This is a genomic window from Corynebacterium sp. TAE3-ERU12, assembly GCF_019209905.1.
Taxonomy (GTDB): domain Bacteria; phylum Actinomycetota; class Actinomycetes; order Mycobacteriales; family Mycobacteriaceae; genus Corynebacterium.
In genome coordinates this window covers 925,832-941,853 of sequence record NZ_JAHUTM010000001.1, presented here as the reverse complement: position 1 = coordinate 941,853, position 16,022 = coordinate 925,832, and the positions used below count along the sequence as shown (strand labels likewise).

Genomic DNA, 16,022 nt, shown 5'->3' with positions numbered 1-16,022 from the left:
CCCCAAAGCAGCCCATAAACACGCGCACCGGGGCTGGCAGCTATCTGCCAACCCCGGTGTGGATGCGCCCAAACCCCGCAGGCGGGTCTAGTTCACGTCGCCGCGCACCTTCTCGTAGGCAGCGCCGACGCGGTAGAGCCGGTCGTCGCCGTGGCGCGGGGCCATGATCTGCAATCCGGTGGGCAGGCCGGTATCGCTGGCCCGCTGGGACGGCACGCTCATACCGCACATGCCTGCCAGGTTCAGCGGCAGCGTGCACAGGTCGAACATGTACATGCTCAGCGGGTCGTCGACCTTTTCGCCCAGCTGGAAGGCGGTGGTCGGGGTGGTCGGGGAAATCAGCACGTCGACCTGCTCGAAGGCGCGGTCGAAGTCCTGCTGGATGAGGGTACGGATGCGCTGGGCCTGGATGTAGTAGGCGTCGTAGTAGCCCACCGACAGCGCGTAGGTACCAATCATGATGCGGCGCTTGACCTCATCACCGAAGCCTTCGGCGCGGGTAGCGGCCATCACCTGTTCTGCGGAGTGCTTGCCGTCATCGCTGGCGCGGTTGCCGTAGCGCATGCCATCGAAGCGGGCCAGGTTGGAGCTGACTTCACAGGGCAGAATCAGGTAGTAGGCGGACAGGGCGTGGTCGAAATTGGGGCAATCAACCTCGGTGATTTGTGCACCTGCGGCCTTAAGATCCTCCACCGCCTTGTGGAAGCTCTCCAGCACACCGTCCTGGTAGCCATCGCGGTCGAACTGCTTCACAACACCGATCTTCACGCCCGTGAGGTCGCCTTGCGCGCCCTTGCGGGCGCCGGCAACAACATCGGCGATCGGCTGATTGGTGGAGGTGGAGTCGTTGTCATCGTGGCCGGCGATGATCTCGTGGAGCAGCGCGGTGTCGAGCACCGTGCGCGCCGTGGGTCCGCCTTGGTCCAGGGAGGAAGCGCAGGCGACCAGGCCATACCGGGAGACGGTGCCGTAGGTGGGCTTCACGCCGACGGTATTGGTCAGCGCGGCGGGCTGACGGATCGAGCCGCCAGTGTCGGTACCGATCGCCAGCGGCGCCATCGCGGCAGCCAGGGCCGCTGCGGAGCCGCCACCGGAACCACCCGGGGTGCGCTGCAGGTCCCACGGGTTCTTGGTGGCACCAAAAGCCGAGTTTTCCGTGGAGGAGCCCATGGCGAACTCATCCATATTGGTCTTACCCAAAATCGGGATGCCGGCTTCACGGAGTTTCTTCGTCACCGTGGCGTCGTAGGGGCTGAGGTAGCCCTCGAGCATTTTCGAACCACAGGTGGTGGGGGCGTCGGTGGTGGTGAAGACGTCCTTCAATGCCAGCGGCACACCGGCAAGCGCAGAAGCCGGGGCTTCGCCCTTATCCAGTGCCTCATCAACCGCGCGGGCAGCAGCGAGGGCTTCCTCGGCGCCAACGTGCAAGAAGGCGTGAACATCGTCGTCGGCATCAGCGATGCGCTGCAAGAACGCTTCGGTGACTGCTACGGAGGTCAGCTCGCGGGAGTGGATTTTCTCGGCGAGCTCTGCGGCAGTCAGGCCGAGGATCGGGTCATCGGCGACTGCGGAGTACAGGTAGTTGTTATCCGACATGGTTATTCCTCCTCGCCCAGGATCTGCGGCACCTCGAAGCGGTCCTGCTCGACCGATGGGGCTTGGTCGAGTGCCTGCTCAGCGGTGAGCGTGGGCTTAATTTCGTCCTCACGCATCACTCCGGACAGGGAGGAGGGGTGGCTCATCGGCTCCACATCGGCCGCGGCGACCTCCTGGACCTGCTGGACATGGTTAATAATGCCGTCAATCTGGCCGGCGAACTCCTCGAGTTCAGCCTCGGTCAGCGCCAGGCGGGACAAACGTGCGAGGTGGGCGACCTCATCGCGCGAAATGGCGGGCACGCGGGACCCCTTTCCTTTATTTGGGTAGCGGATCTGCCAATAGAGGGTAGCCCGCTTGGCGGCGGCGCGGTTGTATCGGGGGCCGCGCGGCGTTACTCCCCCACGTCTTAGGGGCCGTAGCAGACAGCGCCGCGCCGGTCGGGAACAATGCGTGGGGCCCAACACGTTATTGAGAAGAGTGTTTACACATACGCCATCTTTCGGCGTTTCCGACGCAATGAAAGGCGAGCATCATTACCGCCATGACCTACTTACTTCGTGTCCTGCTGCCCGATGTCCCGGGTTCCCTGGGCTTTTTGGCAGCTGCACTGGGCGAGGCAGGTGGTGACATCCGCAGCGTCGACGTAATCGCTTATCACGAGGATCGCACTGTCGTCGACGATATTGTGGTGGACCTGGAGACCCCTACTCCCCCGGATGCGCTGATTAGTGCAGCCCGGTCTGTGGGGGATATCGAGGTTGATTCCATCCGGCCGTATTCGGGAACCACCAACCGTCGCGGCGAGACCCGGATGCTCGCTGAGTTGGCCGGCGACCGTCGCCAGCCTAAGCGCGCCCTACAGGCTTTTGTTGATGCGTTGCCGCGCACAATGACGGCTGGGTGGGCGATTGTGCTCGATCATGATGACGTTGGCACCCGGCGTCTTGCTGCGTCCTCGGCGTCTCCGGAAGATGATGGCCGGGTGCTGTCCGAGCCGCCGGTGGATTCTCCGCGGGGGTTGGATGCCGAGGCCGAGGACTGGATTCCGGATTCGTGGACGGTGATGGAATCTTCCCTGGCCGCCGCCCCAATGGGCAATGACCGGGTGTTGATTATTGGCCGCCCCGGCGGGCCGGATTTCTTGCCCTGCGAGGTGCAGCACCTCGGCGATTTGGGCACCATTATCGGCGCGATCGTCGATTAGCTGCCCTGCTCCTGGTGGCTTGCCCGGCCCGCTCCGCGAGCACGGCGTGCCGACGGTAAGGTCAATGTGCACGGTTATTCAAATGCAAGGAGTGTGCTGTGACGAGCTTTACTGACCGCCTCGGTTCCCATGTTCGGGCCGAGTCCGGCCGTACCCCGCAGACCGCGACCGAAACAGAGTTCTGGTCGGGGCTCTCTGGTGTCGTCGTCGACGAATTGGCTGAAAACTGGGAGCGCACAAACCGCGCTTATGCCCAGACTCGTCGGCAGCATTATTTCTCCGCCGAGTTCCTCATGGGCCGCGCTTTGTTGAATAATCTGCTCAACCTGGACCGCCTTGATGAGGCCCGCGAGGCAGTTGCCTCCTTCGGCCATGACATCACCGATGTGCTCGAATCGGAGCACGACGCTGCTTTGGGCAATGGTGGCCTGGGTCGCCTGGCCGCCTGCTTCCTCGACTCCTGCGCCACTCAGGATTTGCCGGTCAACGGCTACGGCATTCTCTACCGCTATGGCCTGTTCCGCCAGACTTTCGAAGATGGTTTCCAGGACGAGCACCCCGACCCGTGGATGGAGGAGGGCTACCCCTTCGTCGTGCGCCGGGAGGAGTCTTACCGGATTGTGCGGTTCGACGATCTTGTGGTGCGCGCGGTGCCCTATGACATGCCGATTACCGGTTATGGCACCGATAATGTCAATACGCTGCGGCTGTGGAACTCCGAGCCGATGCGCGAATTCGACTATGACGCCTTCAACTCGCAGCGCTTTACCGACGCCATCGTCGAACGCGAACGTGTGCACGACCTGTGCCGCGTGTTGTACCCGAATGATTCGACCTACGAGGGCAAGGTGCTGCGCGTTCGCCAGCAGTACTTCTTCGTTTCTGCCTCGCTGCAGCAGATGGTCGACGAGTACATCGCCGAGCACGGTGATGACCTGCGCGATTTCCACAAGTACAACTGCATTCAGCTCAACGACACCCACCCGGTGCTTGCCATTCCCGAGCTGATGCGCATCCTGCTCGATGAGCACCACATGAGCTGGGAGGATGCGTGGGAAGTCACCTCCAAGACCTTCGCCTACACCAACCACACCGTGCTGGCTGAGGCCCTGGAGACCTGGGAGTTCTCCATTTTCGAGCGCCTGTTCCGCCGGGTGCTGGAGATCACCCAGGAAATCGACCGCCGCTTCCGCATTGATCTGGCTGAGCGCGGCGTCGACCACGCCACCATTGATTACTTGGCGCCGATTTCCAATGGCCGTATCCACATGGCTTGGATTGCCTGCTACACCTCCTTCTCGATTAATGGCGTGGCCGCGCTGCATACCGAGATCATTAAGCGCGAGACGCTCAAGGAATGGCACGATCTGTGGCCGGAGCGTTTCAATAACAAGACCAATGGTGTGACCCCGCGCCGCTGGCTCAACCAGTGCAACCCGCGGCTGCGGGCATTGCTTACCCGCCTGTGCGGTTCCGACGAGTGGGTCACTGACCTCGATAAGCTCACCGAGCTGGAACGCTTCGCCGATGATGAGGATGTGCTGCGCGAACTCATCGATATCAAGCAGGCCAATAAGGCCGCGTTCGCCGACTGGATCTTGGATCGTCAGGGCGTGCAGGTGCCCACCGACGCTATTTACGACGCCCAGATTAAGCGCCTCCACGAGTACAAGCGCCAGCTGCTCAACGCCTTGTACTTGCTGGATTTGTACTTCCGGATGAAGGAAAACCCGGAGCTGGATGTGGTGCCGCGGGTGGCTATTTTCGGCGCGAAGGCCGCCCCGGGCTATTTCCGGGCTAAGGCGATCATCAAGTTCATCAATGAGATAGCCGAGCTGGTCAATAATGACCCCGCCGTAGGCGACAAGCTCAAGGTGGTGTTCGTGGAGAACTACAACGTCTCCCCCGCCGAGCGCATTATTCCCGCCGCTGATATCTCCGAGCAGATCTCCACTGCCGGTAAGGAAGCCTCGGGTACCGGCAATATGAAGTTCATGATGAACGGTGCGCTGACCTTGGGCACTCTCGATGGCGCCAATGTCGAAATCCATGAGGCTGTTGGCGACGAGAACGCCTATATTTTCGGCGCCCGCGAAGAGGAGCTGCCGCAGCTGCGCGCGAACCATAATCCGTTTGCCCTTTACGAGCAGATTCCGGGGCTCAAGCGCGTGCTGGATACGCTTACCGACGGTACTTTCTCCGACGGCGGCACCGGCATGTTCAACGACCTCAAGGCCTCGCTGCTCAGCGATGACCAGTGGTATGTGCTGGGTGATTTCGCGGACTACCGCGACACCCGCGACCGCATGGCCGAGGATTACCGCGATGAGATGGCCTGGGCACGCAAGTGCTTCATCAACATCATCCGCTCTGGCCGGTTCTCCTCTGACCGCACCATCAGCGACTACGCCAATGAGGTGTGGAAGATCAGCCCAACGGCTATCTAAACCACACCTCGCCCCACACACGCCCGCTGCGGTGGCCCCGTCATTATCGACGAGGCAACCGCGGCGGGCGTGAGTGCGTATCCGGCTGGTTGGACTAGGTGTTGTCGCCGGTGTCTGGGATGGCGGCGGCGCCGTCGGCAAGCAGCTTGGCAAACCCTGCTTCGTCGAGGGTCGGCACCCCCAGCTGGGCGGCCTTATCCGCCTTCGAACCGGCATTTTCACCAATAACCACCACGCTGGTCTTCTTCGACACCGAACCAGCTGCCTTACCGCCGCGAGAAATAATCGCCTCCTTGGCGCTATCGCGGGTGTAATTCTCCAGGGAGCCAGTAACGACGATGGTGAGGCCCTCTAAGGTGGCGGCGGGCGTGTCCTGCTGCGCATCGGCCATCCGCACACCAGCCGCGGCCCACTTCTGCAGCACTTCCTGGTGCCAGTCGACAGCGAACCATTCCAGGATGGAATCCGCCAGCACCCCGCCGATACCGTCGATCTCGGCGAGCTCTTCGCGGCTGGCATTACCGATGGCCGCAATGGAACCAAACCGGGTCGCCAATAGTCGCGCCGCAGTGGGGCCGACATGGCGAATCGTCAGGCTCACCAGTACCCGCCACAGGTCCTGGTCCTTGGCTTCTTCGAGGTTGCTGAGCAGTTTCTTGCCATTGGCGGTCAAGCCCGTCTGCGATGTTGTGGCCCCATAGACCTGGGTGCGGGCAAGATCGTCGGCAGTGATGTCGAACAGGTCAGACTCGTCCTCGACCACGCCGTGGCGGATAAGGTCAGCGACCCCGCGCTCACCGAGGTTCTCGATATCAAACGCAGAACGCGAGGCCATGTACTCCAGCCGGCGGCGCAACTGGCCGGGGCAATGCCGCACATTCGGGCAGCGCCAATCGGCATCATCCTCTTTCGCCGGCGCCAGCCGCGTCCCGCACTGGGGGCACAACGTGGAGTAAATAAATTCACGCTCGGTGCCGTCGCGATCAGCGGCGACTGGGCCCAGTACCTCCGGGATCACATCACCGGCTTTGCGGATAGTGATCGTATCGCCGATAAGCACCCCCTTGCGGCGCACCTCAGAGGGGTTGTGCAGCGTCGCCCGGCTGACCTCAGAACCAGCCACCACCTTCGGCTTCATCACCGCGAAGGGGGTGGCGCGTCCGGTGCGCCCAATAGAGACCCAAATATCGAGCAGCTCAGTCATCGCCTCCTCGGGCGGGTATTTAAATGCAATAGCCCACCGGGGTGCGCGCGAGGTCGCCCCCAATTCCCGCTGCGCGGCGATGTCATCAACCTTGACAACCAGCCCGTCCATCTCATGCTCAGCATCGTGGCGGTGCTCCCCCCAGTACTGCATGCGCTGCACAACCTCATCGGCGGTGTGCACCAGCCGGGTGTGGTCAGACACGTGCAAACCCCAGGCCGCCAACGCCCGGTAGCCCTCATGCTGGCTGCTGAGCTCAATGCCCTGGCGTGCACCGATGCCATGACAGATCATCGACAGGCGCCGCTTGGCGGTTTCTTTCGGGTTTTTCTGCCGCAGTGAACCGGCCGCAGCATTGCGTGGGTTGGCAAACGCATCCTTGCCGGCTGCGGTGCGCTCAGCATTGATGCGATCGAATTCCTCCAACGACAGGTACACCTCGCCGCGTACTTCCAGCAGTTGAGGAACCGGGAATTCCTCAGTGCCGGTGAGCTGGTCGGGAATATCGTCGATGGTGCGGGCATTGGCGGTGACGTTCTCACCAACAATGCCGTCACCGCGGGTAGCCGCGCGCACCAGGCGACCGTTTTCGTAGACCAGGTCAATAGAAAGCCCGTCGATTTTCAGCTCGGTGAGGTAGGACGAAGCCGGGGTGCGTTCCAGCCAACTGCGCAGTTCGGCCTCGTCGAAGACGTTATCTAGGCTGTAGAGCCGCTCAATATGTTCCACCGGGGCGAATACGGTGCCGTCGCCGTCAACGTCGGCAAGCTCGGAGATGGGGGCGCCGACGGACTGGGTGGGACTGTCCGGGGTCTGTAATTCGGGGTAGCGGTCCTCAAGGTCCTGCAGTTCGCGGAAGGCCTCGTCGTATTCGGCATCAGAGACCACCGGTTCGCCGGCGTAGTAGCGCTTGGAGTTCTCCCGGAGACTATCCGCGAGTTCGTGCCAGCGCTGTCGGGCGGTGTCGGGCACATCCTTGTCAGTCACGCGTTCTAGCTTAGTAACGTCGGTCGGCGGCGCTGGTGTCGCAGGCGTGCCTAGACTGGTGCGCATGAGCCGTTTTGATGTCGCCAAGATGGTCGCCTTTGACCTGGAGACCACGGGCACTGACCCGTTGAGCTGCAAGATCGTCACCTCTGCGCTGGTCCGCCTCACCAGCGGCAAACCCCAAAGCCTGGCGATGCTAGCCGACCCGGGAGTCGAAATCCCCGAAGCCGCGGCGAAAGTGCACGGCATCACCACGGAAAAAGCCCGCGCCGAGGGCCAGCCGCATGATGAGGTCCTCCAGCGCACCATTGCTGCGCTGCGTTCGTCCTGGCAGGAGGGCTACACGGCGATTATTTATAACGCCGCCTATGACCTTTCGGTGCTGCACGCCTTAGACCCCACCTTCACTGTCGACGGCCTGGTGGTCGACCCGTTTGTGTTGGACAAAAAGTTCACTCCCCGGGTCAAGGGCGCCGGGCAGCGCAAACTCGGCCCGACCTGCGAACGCTATGGGGTGCGCCTGGATAATGCCCACGACGCCACCGAGGATTCACTGGCTGCGGCGCGGCTGGCGTGGGTGATGGCCAAAAAGCACCCCGAAATCACCGAAATGGACGGTGATGAACTCATGGAGATGCAGGCCATCATCGCCTATGAGCAGGCGAAATCATTCCGCGAGTATTTGCAGTCGCAGGGCAAGTCCGGCGCCGATGTCGACGGGTCCTGGCCGCTGCGCACCCACTAGGTCGACGTCGCGGCCGACTGCGGGTGCGGGCTTTCCGACGGCCACAGCGCCTTATCCCCCAGCAACCGCACAATGGCAGGCACGGTCAGTGGCCGGATGATGAATGTGTCCAACAGGATGCCGATAGCCATGGCGATACCGAACTGGAACAGTTCCCGGATCGGCATCACCGTTAATACGGAAAAAGTCGCGGCCAGGATAAGACCAGCCGATGACACCACCCCACCAGTGGTCGTGATCGCCTCCTGCAATGCCGCCCGACTGGGTTTATCGGCAAGCGCCTGACGATACCGAGCCATGACGAAAATGGTGTAGTCCACGCCCAAAGCAATGGTGAAAACCAACACATAGGCCGGCACCTGGGCACCTATGCCACTGTCCCCACCAATGATGATGGCGGCGATAACAGTGGCCCCCATCGTCGCGGCATACCCCACAGCCTGCAGCGCCATCAGGTACAGCGGCGCCAAAGCCGAACGCAGCAACACACCAAGTACCGCACCGACAACTACCAGCAATAACGGCAGCAATACGAGCAGGTCGCGGTGCACACTGGCGCGGATATCCCGGTTCTCCCCCGCATTACCGGCCGCAACCACTGAGGTGTCGATACCAGCGTCGACAAGCGCCTGCCCATATGCGGCGCTGGCCTCGGCCACACTATCCATGGCCTGATTGGAGTACGGGTCTGTCGCCAGCACCATGCGCACCCGACCCACCGTGCCATCCGCACTGACCGACGCCCCAGGGGCCACCGCAACCCGGTCAATAAGCCCGGGGTGTGTTTCAGCGGCAACATCACCAGCGGCAACCAACGCATCCTCGCTCAAAGCAGCGCCCTGGGTGGTGACCAGTAGCTGCTCAGGTGCCACCTCGCCCGGCGCGATGTGCTCAGCAATGACCTCGCGGCCAGCCTTTGCATCAGATTCCACACGCAGCCCAGAGACAATGTCGTAGCTCTCTGTGAAAGCGAAGAGGCCACCGCACAGGGCGATGAGCAGGGCTAACGAGCCGGCCAGGATTTTTGCCGGGGCGCGGTCAATACCAGCGGCGATCCGCGACCACAGGCTGTGGTGCTGCGCGCGGGCGACCGCCTTAGCCCGGCCGCCCGGCCAGAACACGGCATCGCCGAGGACCACCAGCAATGCGGGCAATAGGGAAAACGCCACCGTGACCATCACCGCCACTCCGATGGCAAAATACGGGCCGAAGCCGCGCAGCACCGGAGTAGTAGCCGCCAGCAACGCCAAGAGGGCCAGCACAATGGTGCCTGCCGACGATGCCAGCGCCGAACCGGCCCGCCCCATAGCCGCAATCATGGCCTCCTGGCGGCGCTGGTGGGTGGCCAATTCCTCCCGGTAGCGGGCGTTAATAATGAGTGCGTAGTCCGTGCCGACGCCAAAAAGCAGCACCGTCAGAATCGAGGTGGACTGGGCGGTGACCTCCACAAAACCGGCCTCGGCCGCCACCGCTGCAACGGCATTGGCCACCATCAGGGCCACCGCAACGGCAACCAGCGGCAGCACCGCCAATACCGGGGAGCGATACACCGCCAACAAAATGACCAGCACCAACACAATGGTGGTCAGCCCCAGCACCCAGTCGGCCTCCGAAAACGCCTGGGTGAGGTCATTGGCCACCCCCGCCGGGCCAGTGAGATGAGTTGTCGTACCCGCTGCGGCGGCCTCTGCTGCCTGCGCGGTGGTGGTACGCAACTGCGCGATAGCTTCGGTGAACCCATCAGCCCCCGGCGGCAATGCCATCAGTGCGGTTACCGTCAGCGTGCGCCCATCGGCGGCCACGGTGCCCTCAGGCGGGGCGGGAATGCACTGCGGGCCGGGGCGTAATCCGCTGCTCGGGTCGGCGCATAGGTGGCTGACCACCTTGCTCACCGCCGAACTGTCCTCCAGGGCGCCGATGACAGCCGCAGCCGCCGATGTGGTGCTGGCCTGCGTGTCCCCGCTAATGGTGATGATGGCTGGTGGGGCGCCATTGCTATCCCGGTCTCCGAAAGCCTCATCGAGTTCGCGGGCGGCGACCTGGGACGGGGTACCAGAGGGGGCTCCCCCAACCTCATTGCCCTGCACCTCACCAATCGGTGGGGCGGCAATAACAACAACGCCCGCAATAACGAGCCAGGCCATAATTGTCAGCCAGGCTCGACGGGTGCTGCCCAGCAGGGCGGAGGAGACACGTTGGTACATGCCCACAATTATTGCCTACTGGTTATCGCCTACCGGTCGTTCCCTACAGGTCACCAGCGGCCCGGCCAATAAGTTCGGCAGTACGCCGAGTCGCCGCCAGCGCAGCGGCAACATACTGGTCATCAGCACGGGCGAAACCAGCCTGCGGGGTGATGGTGACCCGGTCAACAAGATCCGTGCGCGGCAGGCCCAATTCATCCCATATCCGGGCTAATCGCCGGGCGAAAACCCGCTCATCGGGAACCTCCCACGCCCCAGTGGTCGGGTCACTGCTCACCGGCTGCGGCGGAACAACACCCACCTCCAGGTCAACCCCCTCCGAGTACAGCCCACCGACGGCATCCAGCACCTCGGTGCCCACCAACTCACCGGCCTGCACCCACAACGCCGACACACCAGAATCAGCGATAACCTTCGCCGGCAAAATCGGCGCCGGCCCACTACCGGCATCCGGGTCCGGCGCCGGAACCTGCTGAAGCACCGTCGGCGGCTGGCCGGGGCGAATAGTCGTGGCGATCCCAGCGTCGGCAAGCACACTGGTGACCTCCCGCAGGATGGCGGCGGACTCCCGCCACCCGCCTGAGCCCAACACCGGGCGGTGCGCAGCATCGGCGACCTGATTACTGCTCACCCGCGCCAACTGCGGCTCATCGAGCTGAACAACCACCTCAGCGGCATGGCGACGCGCAATATCAGCAGCCACCTCCTGCACCCCCGCAGCCAGAGACTGGGCCAGATAACGCACCGCGCCGGCGTCGGAAAGCAACCGGTGACCATTCGCCAACTCCACCGCGCACGCCAACGTCCACGGCCCCACCACCGGCAACCGCACCACAGCCGGATTCGTGCCCCACACCGCCTCACAACCATCGGCCTCCGCGGCAAGCACATCGCGGGCCCGAATCGCCGCGCGCGAAAAATGCTCCGCCGGAGCAGAAGCCGACACCCGCCACGAACGCGGACCACGATCCACCGGCAAATCCACCAACATCGCACAGGTACGACCCACCGGGTCCGCCCCCAAACCCCGGGCAGGCTGGATAGGACGATGCACAACCCCCGCCGACTCACTGCCAATAATGTCCGCCGCGGCGGGCACATCACTGCCGGGCATAACACCCAGGCCCGTACACGCCGTCACGACGCAGTCTCCCGGATAGTGCCCGAAGCCACCACATAATCACCAGCCACATCAGGGCGATACAGCACCGCCGCCTGACCAGGGGCAATACCGCTGAGTGGCTGCGCCACATGGACCCGGAAAGCACCACCACGGCCAGTGGCCTCATCACGAGGACCCGAAATCACCTCGATAGTGCAATCCGTAGCCCGGCCATGGGCACGAACCTGCACCTGCAACGGGCCAGCAGTAACCTCATCAGGATCGAGCAACCACACCGCGCGATCGACCTCCAAGGTCCGAACCGCCAAATCATCCTTCGTACCCACCGTGACCGTGCCTGTGGTGGCATCAATACCGGTCACATAGCGTGGCTTGCCATCAGCAGCCGGGCCCGGCAACCCCAAACCCTTGCGCTGCCCAATGGTGAACTCATGTACCCCGCCGTGCTGGGCGAGCTCCTCACCTGTGTGCTTATCGACGATGGCGCCCCGACGCACCCCAATCGTGCGGCCCAGAAACGCCTGCGTATCGCCATCAGGGATGAAACAAATATCATACGAATCCGGCTTGCTGGCCGTGCCCAAACCCAGCTCCTTAGCCTCCGCGCGGATCTGGGGCTTCTCCGTATCACCACACGGGAACAAGCACCGGGCCAACTGGGCGCGATCCAACACCCCCAGCACATACGACTGGTCCTTCTTGTCATCCGGGGAACGACGCAACAAACCGTCGGTAAGCACCGCATAATGACCCGAGGCAATAGCATCAAAACCCAGGGCTACCGCGCGCTCCAATAACGCCGCGAACTTGATCTTCTCATTGCAGCGCAAACACGGGTTCGGGGTCTCACCGCGGGCATACGACTCGGTGAAATCACCAATCACCTCATCCTTAAACCGCTCCGAAAAATCCCACACATAAAACGGGATATCCAACATGTCGCACACCCGGCGAGCATCCGCGGAATCCTCCAACGAACAACAACCACGCGAACCTTCACGCAGCGTCTGCGGGTCCTTCGACAAGGCCAAATGCACCCCAGTGACATCATGGCCAGCAGCAATCGCACGCGCAGCGGCCACAGAAGAATCCACTCCCCCGCTCATCGCGGCTAAAACTCGCATGCCTTACGGCCCCCTTCATATGCCTCGCGTGTGATCGTCTGATCGTCGTAGAACAGTTGCGCCTAAGCCATACCAGCGGCCCGCGCCCGTTGGACGGTATCACTGACGCACGCCAGCACCGCGTCCACGTCGGCCTGCGTCGACGCCCAACCAAGACTGAACCGAATCGCGCCACGAGCCACCATCTCATCGACCCCCATCGCCAACAACACATGGCTCGGCCGATTCACTCCCACACTGCACGCCGACCCCGTCGAACAACCCACACCAGCAGCGTCGAACAGCATCAACAAACTATCGCCCTCGGCGCCAGGGAAACTCACGTGCACATGGCCAGGCAACGCCGGCTCACTCGTGTGCACCACGACGTTCTCCACACGCTGCACAATCCCATCGCGCAACTGGTCACGAAGACGCGCGACCCGCACGTGCTCCTGCTCACCATGTGCCCGGCAGGCCGCAACAGCCGCGGCCATCCCCACCGCAGAAGCAACATCTGGAGTACCCGAACGCAAACCACGCTCCTGGCCACCGCCGCGCAGCAGCGCCTCAAGCTTCATATCCCGACGGACAATCAACGCGCCAATACCGCGCGGGCCACCGAATTTATGCGCCGACACCGCAAGTGTGGCCGCCCCACTAGCCGCAAAATTCACGTCCTCGCAGCCGACGGCCTGAACTGCGTCAATATGCACCGGCACACCAGCGTCGCGGGCGGCCTCGGCCACGGCCGCCACCGGCTGGATCGCGCCGGTCTCATTATTGGCCCACATGCAACTAACCAAAGCCAAACGGTCAGCATGAGCAGCGATGAGGTCGCGGGCAGCATCCTCATCAACGCGGCCCTGGGGTGTCACCGGAAGTTCAATGAGCTCCGCGCCGGTGGCGGCGATGGCGTGACCAACGGCGTCGTGCTCAATAGCGGCTGCGGCAATGGCTGGGCGCGGGGTGTCCTTATTGCGCAAAGCGTAGAGGCCCCGGATGCCGAGATTATCGGCCTCCGTACCGCCGGAGGTGAAAATGACCTCAATGGGCTGACACCCGAGATGCCCGGCAATCGTCTCGCGGGCCTCCTCGAGCGCCCGCTTGGCGACCCGACCGGACGCATAGTGGCCGCTGGGGTTGCCGTAGTCGGCATCGAGGGCAGCCACCAGAGCCGCCTTGGCCTCGGGCCGCAGCGGTGCGGTTGCTGCGTAGTCGAGCAGGTGCGCGCTGTGTTGCATGGCTCCCCAGCGTAATGCGCCGGTGGTGTGTGGTGGCTGTGGGGGCTGCTGTCCCGGCTGCCCCGGCTGTCCCCGAGATAGATCCGTACGAATCGCGCAGATCCGTGCGGAATTTCGCACGGATCTGCGCAATTGGTACGGATCTGCGCTGACGAGGCGGCACAGCCTGCGAAACAAGCCAGGCGCCAGCCGCAGCCGCCGCCCCCAGACACACCAAAACGGGGCCGCCCCAGTTTCCTGGAGCGACCCCGCTAAGGGTCTTGAACGCCCGGCGGCCGACAACCTACAGGCTGCCCGCCGCTAGAGAAGCACCAAAAGGCTTACTTGAGCTTCTCGGTCAGGGCCGGGGCAACGTCGAACAGGTCGCCGATGATGCCGAGGTCGGAGATCTCGAAGATCGGGGCTTCTTCGTCCTTATTGACGGCAACCACGGTCTTGGAGGTCTGCATACCGGCCTTGTGCTGGATAGCACCGGAGATACCCAGGGCGATGTAGAGGTCCGGGGAGACGGTCTTGCCGGTCTGGCCCACCTGGAACTGGCCCGGGTAGTAGCCGGCGTCGACAGCGGCGCGGGAAGCACCGACGGCGGCACCGAGGGCGTCGGCCAGCGGCTCGACGACGTCGGAGAAGCCTTCCTCGGAAGCAACGCCACGGCCACCGGAGACGACCAGCTTGGCTTCGGTCAGCTCGGGGCGGTCGCCGCCCTCAGCCGGGGTGAAGGACAGGATCTCGACGGGGGCGTCGGGAGCCTCGGGGAACGGAACCTCGGTGACGGACGGGGAAGCTTCGGCTTCTTCCGGGTCAACCGAGCCCGGGCGCAGTGCGTAGACCGGGGAGGCACCGAAGGCGCCGCCGTCAACGGTGAAGTCGCCACCGAAGATGGAGTACTTCACGGAGCCGTCGTCTTCGATGGCGACGACGTCGGCCATCACGCCGGAGCCGGTCAGGGTAGCAACGCGGCCGGCGATTTCCTTGCCGGCAGCGGTGGCGGCGACGAGCACGGGGACCTGACGCTCGGAGGCCAGCGCCACCAGGGCGTCGACCTCGGAGGACATCAGGTACTTGCCTGCGTCGTCACCTTCGACGGCGAGGATTTCGCCGGCGCCGTACTTGCCGAGCTCGGCGGAAAACTGCTCAGCGGTGCCGGGCTTGCCGACGACAACGGCGGCGGGGGTGCCCAGCTTGCGAGCGGCGGTGAGCAGCTCAGCAGCGGAGTTCTTCAGCTCGCCATCGGTGTGGTCGACGAGAACGAGGACATCGGTCATGGTTTATATTCTCCTGCTTTTCGTTCGTTCAGTGTCGCGGTGGCGGACTAGATGAACTTGTTGGCCTTGAGGAACTCGGCGATCTTGTCGGCGCCGTTGCCCTCGTCGGGCACGATTTCGCCGGCGGTCTTCTCCGGCTTCGGGGTCACGCCGGTGACGTTGGTGGCGGCGTTTTCCACACCCAGCTGCTCCGGCTCGGCGGCGACGTCGGCCAGGGTCAGTTCGCGGACCGGCTTCTTCTTGGCGGCCATGATGCCCTTGAAGGAAGCGAAGCGCGGGGTGTTGGACTTCTCCGTGACGGAGACGATGGCCGGCAGGGAAGCCTTGAGCTCGTAGACGCCGTCCTCGGTCTCACGCTCACCGGTGACGGTTTCGCCGTCGACGGCGACGGAGCGCATGTGGGTCAGCACCGGCAGGCCACGGTAGACACCGAGGTTGGCCGGGACGGTACCGGTGGCACCGTCGGTGGATACGTTGCCGGCGACGATCAGGTCGACCTCGCCGATAGCGTCGATGACGTTGGACAGGGCCCAAGCAGTCTGGACGGCATCGGAGCCGGCAATGGCGTCGTCGGAAAGGATGACGGCGTCGTCGGCACCCATGGCCAGGGCCTTGCGGAGAGCCTCGACGGCACGCTCGGGGCCAAGGGTGGCGACGGTGACATTGCCACCGTGTTCTTCCTTCAGCGCCAGAGCAGCCTCGACGGCGTTCTCGTTGATCTCGTCGAGCACGGCGTCCGCGCTCTCACGATCGAGGGTGAAGTCGCCCTCAGAGAGCTTGCGCTCGGACCAGGTGTCGGGGACCTGCTTGACCAGAACCACGATGTTCGGCATGTGTCTGTCGTCCTAACTGTGGGGAATATGTCTATGTTTCTCGCGTGACGGCGGTGATGGCGTT

The 16,022-nt window shown here is 63.4% G+C and carries 12 protein-coding genes; 3 read left to right on the top strand and 9 right to left on the bottom strand.

Annotated elements, in window-relative coordinates:
* Window positions 1-87: 87 nt before the first annotated feature.
* Window positions 88-1,596, bottom strand: coding sequence for an Asp-tRNA(Asn)/Glu-tRNA(Gln) amidotransferase subunit GatA (gene gatA, locus KRX51_RS04285; RefSeq protein WP_218361710.1), 1,509 nt, complete (start codon window positions 1,594-1,596; stop codon window positions 88-90).
* A 2-nt stretch (window positions 1,597-1,598) separates the two neighbouring features.
* Window positions 1,599-1,898: an Asp-tRNA(Asn)/Glu-tRNA(Gln) amidotransferase subunit GatC gene (gene gatC, locus KRX51_RS04280; RefSeq protein ID WP_218361709.1), complete on the bottom strand. Its 300-nt coding sequence runs from the start codon at window positions 1,896-1,898 to the stop codon at window positions 1,599-1,601.
* Between the two features lie 242 nt (window positions 1,899-2,140).
* Here gatC and KRX51_RS04275 point away from each other — a divergent pair, with 242 nt between their 5' ends.
* A complete protein-coding gene (locus tag KRX51_RS04275; protein WP_218361708.1) occupies window positions 2,141-2,803 on the top strand; it encodes an amino acid-binding ACT domain protein in 663 nt (220 codons plus the stop codon).
* Window positions 2,804-2,901: 98 nt separating this feature from the next.
* Window positions 2,902-5,250 carry a glycogen/starch/alpha-glucan phosphorylase gene (locus KRX51_RS04270; RefSeq protein ID WP_218361706.1) on the top strand — a complete coding sequence of 783 codons (2,349 nt, stop codon included), beginning with the start codon at window positions 2,902-2,904 and terminating at the stop codon, window positions 5,248-5,250.
* Between the two features lie 94 nt (window positions 5,251-5,344).
* Here the strand turns inward: KRX51_RS04270 and ligA are convergent, their stop codons facing one another.
* Window positions 5,345-7,441 carry an NAD-dependent DNA ligase LigA gene (gene ligA, locus KRX51_RS04265; RefSeq protein WP_370625015.1) on the bottom strand — a complete coding sequence of 699 codons (2,097 nt, stop codon included), beginning with the start codon at window positions 7,439-7,441 and terminating at the stop codon, window positions 5,345-5,347.
* A 64-nt stretch (window positions 7,442-7,505) separates the two neighbouring features.
* On the opposite strand from ligA, the gene KRX51_RS04260 reads away from it, so the two are divergent.
* The gene (locus tag KRX51_RS04260) at window positions 7,506-8,186 is read left to right on the top strand and encodes a 3'-5' exonuclease (protein ID WP_218361704.1); all 681 of its coding nucleotides are present in this window, start codon (window positions 7,506-7,508) and stop codon (window positions 8,184-8,186) included.
* Here KRX51_RS04260 and KRX51_RS04255 read toward each other — a convergent pair.
* The 6 genes from KRX51_RS04255 to KRX51_RS04230 form a co-directional block, all read right to left on the bottom strand.
* On the bottom strand, window positions 8,183-10,390 hold the full coding sequence (locus tag KRX51_RS04255; protein WP_218361702.1) for an MMPL family transporter: 2,208 nt from the start codon (window positions 10,388-10,390) through the stop codon (window positions 8,183-8,185). The genes KRX51_RS04260 and KRX51_RS04255 overlap by 4 nt on opposite strands.
* 43 nt (window positions 10,391-10,433) lie before the next feature.
* On the bottom strand, window positions 10,434-11,531 hold the full coding sequence (locus KRX51_RS04250; protein WP_218361701.1) for a hypothetical protein: 1,098 nt from the start codon (window positions 11,529-11,531) through the stop codon (window positions 10,434-10,436).
* Window positions 11,528-12,637 carry a tRNA 2-thiouridine(34) synthase MnmA gene (gene mnmA, locus KRX51_RS04245; protein WP_218361700.1) on the bottom strand — a complete coding sequence of 370 codons (1,110 nt, stop codon included), beginning with the start codon at window positions 12,635-12,637 and terminating at the stop codon, window positions 11,528-11,530. Before mnmA ends, KRX51_RS04250 begins: the two co-directional genes overlap by 4 nt.
* A 62-nt stretch (window positions 12,638-12,699) precedes the next feature.
* Entirely contained in the window at window positions 12,700-13,860 is a 1,161-nt protein-coding gene (locus tag KRX51_RS04240) for a cysteine desulfurase family protein (RefSeq protein WP_218361699.1), read from the bottom strand.
* Window positions 13,861-14,180: 320 nt separating this feature from the next.
* Window positions 14,181-15,125: an electron transfer flavoprotein subunit alpha/FixB family protein gene (locus KRX51_RS04235; protein ID WP_218361698.1), complete on the bottom strand. Its 945-nt coding sequence runs from the start codon at window positions 15,123-15,125 to the stop codon at window positions 14,181-14,183.
* 47 nt (window positions 15,126-15,172) lie between these two features.
* Complete coding sequence (locus KRX51_RS04230; RefSeq protein ID WP_218361697.1) at window positions 15,173-15,958, bottom strand: electron transfer flavoprotein subunit beta/FixA family protein; 786 nt, start codon at window positions 15,956-15,958, stop codon at window positions 15,173-15,175.
* Window positions 15,959-16,022: the final 64 nt, after the last annotated feature.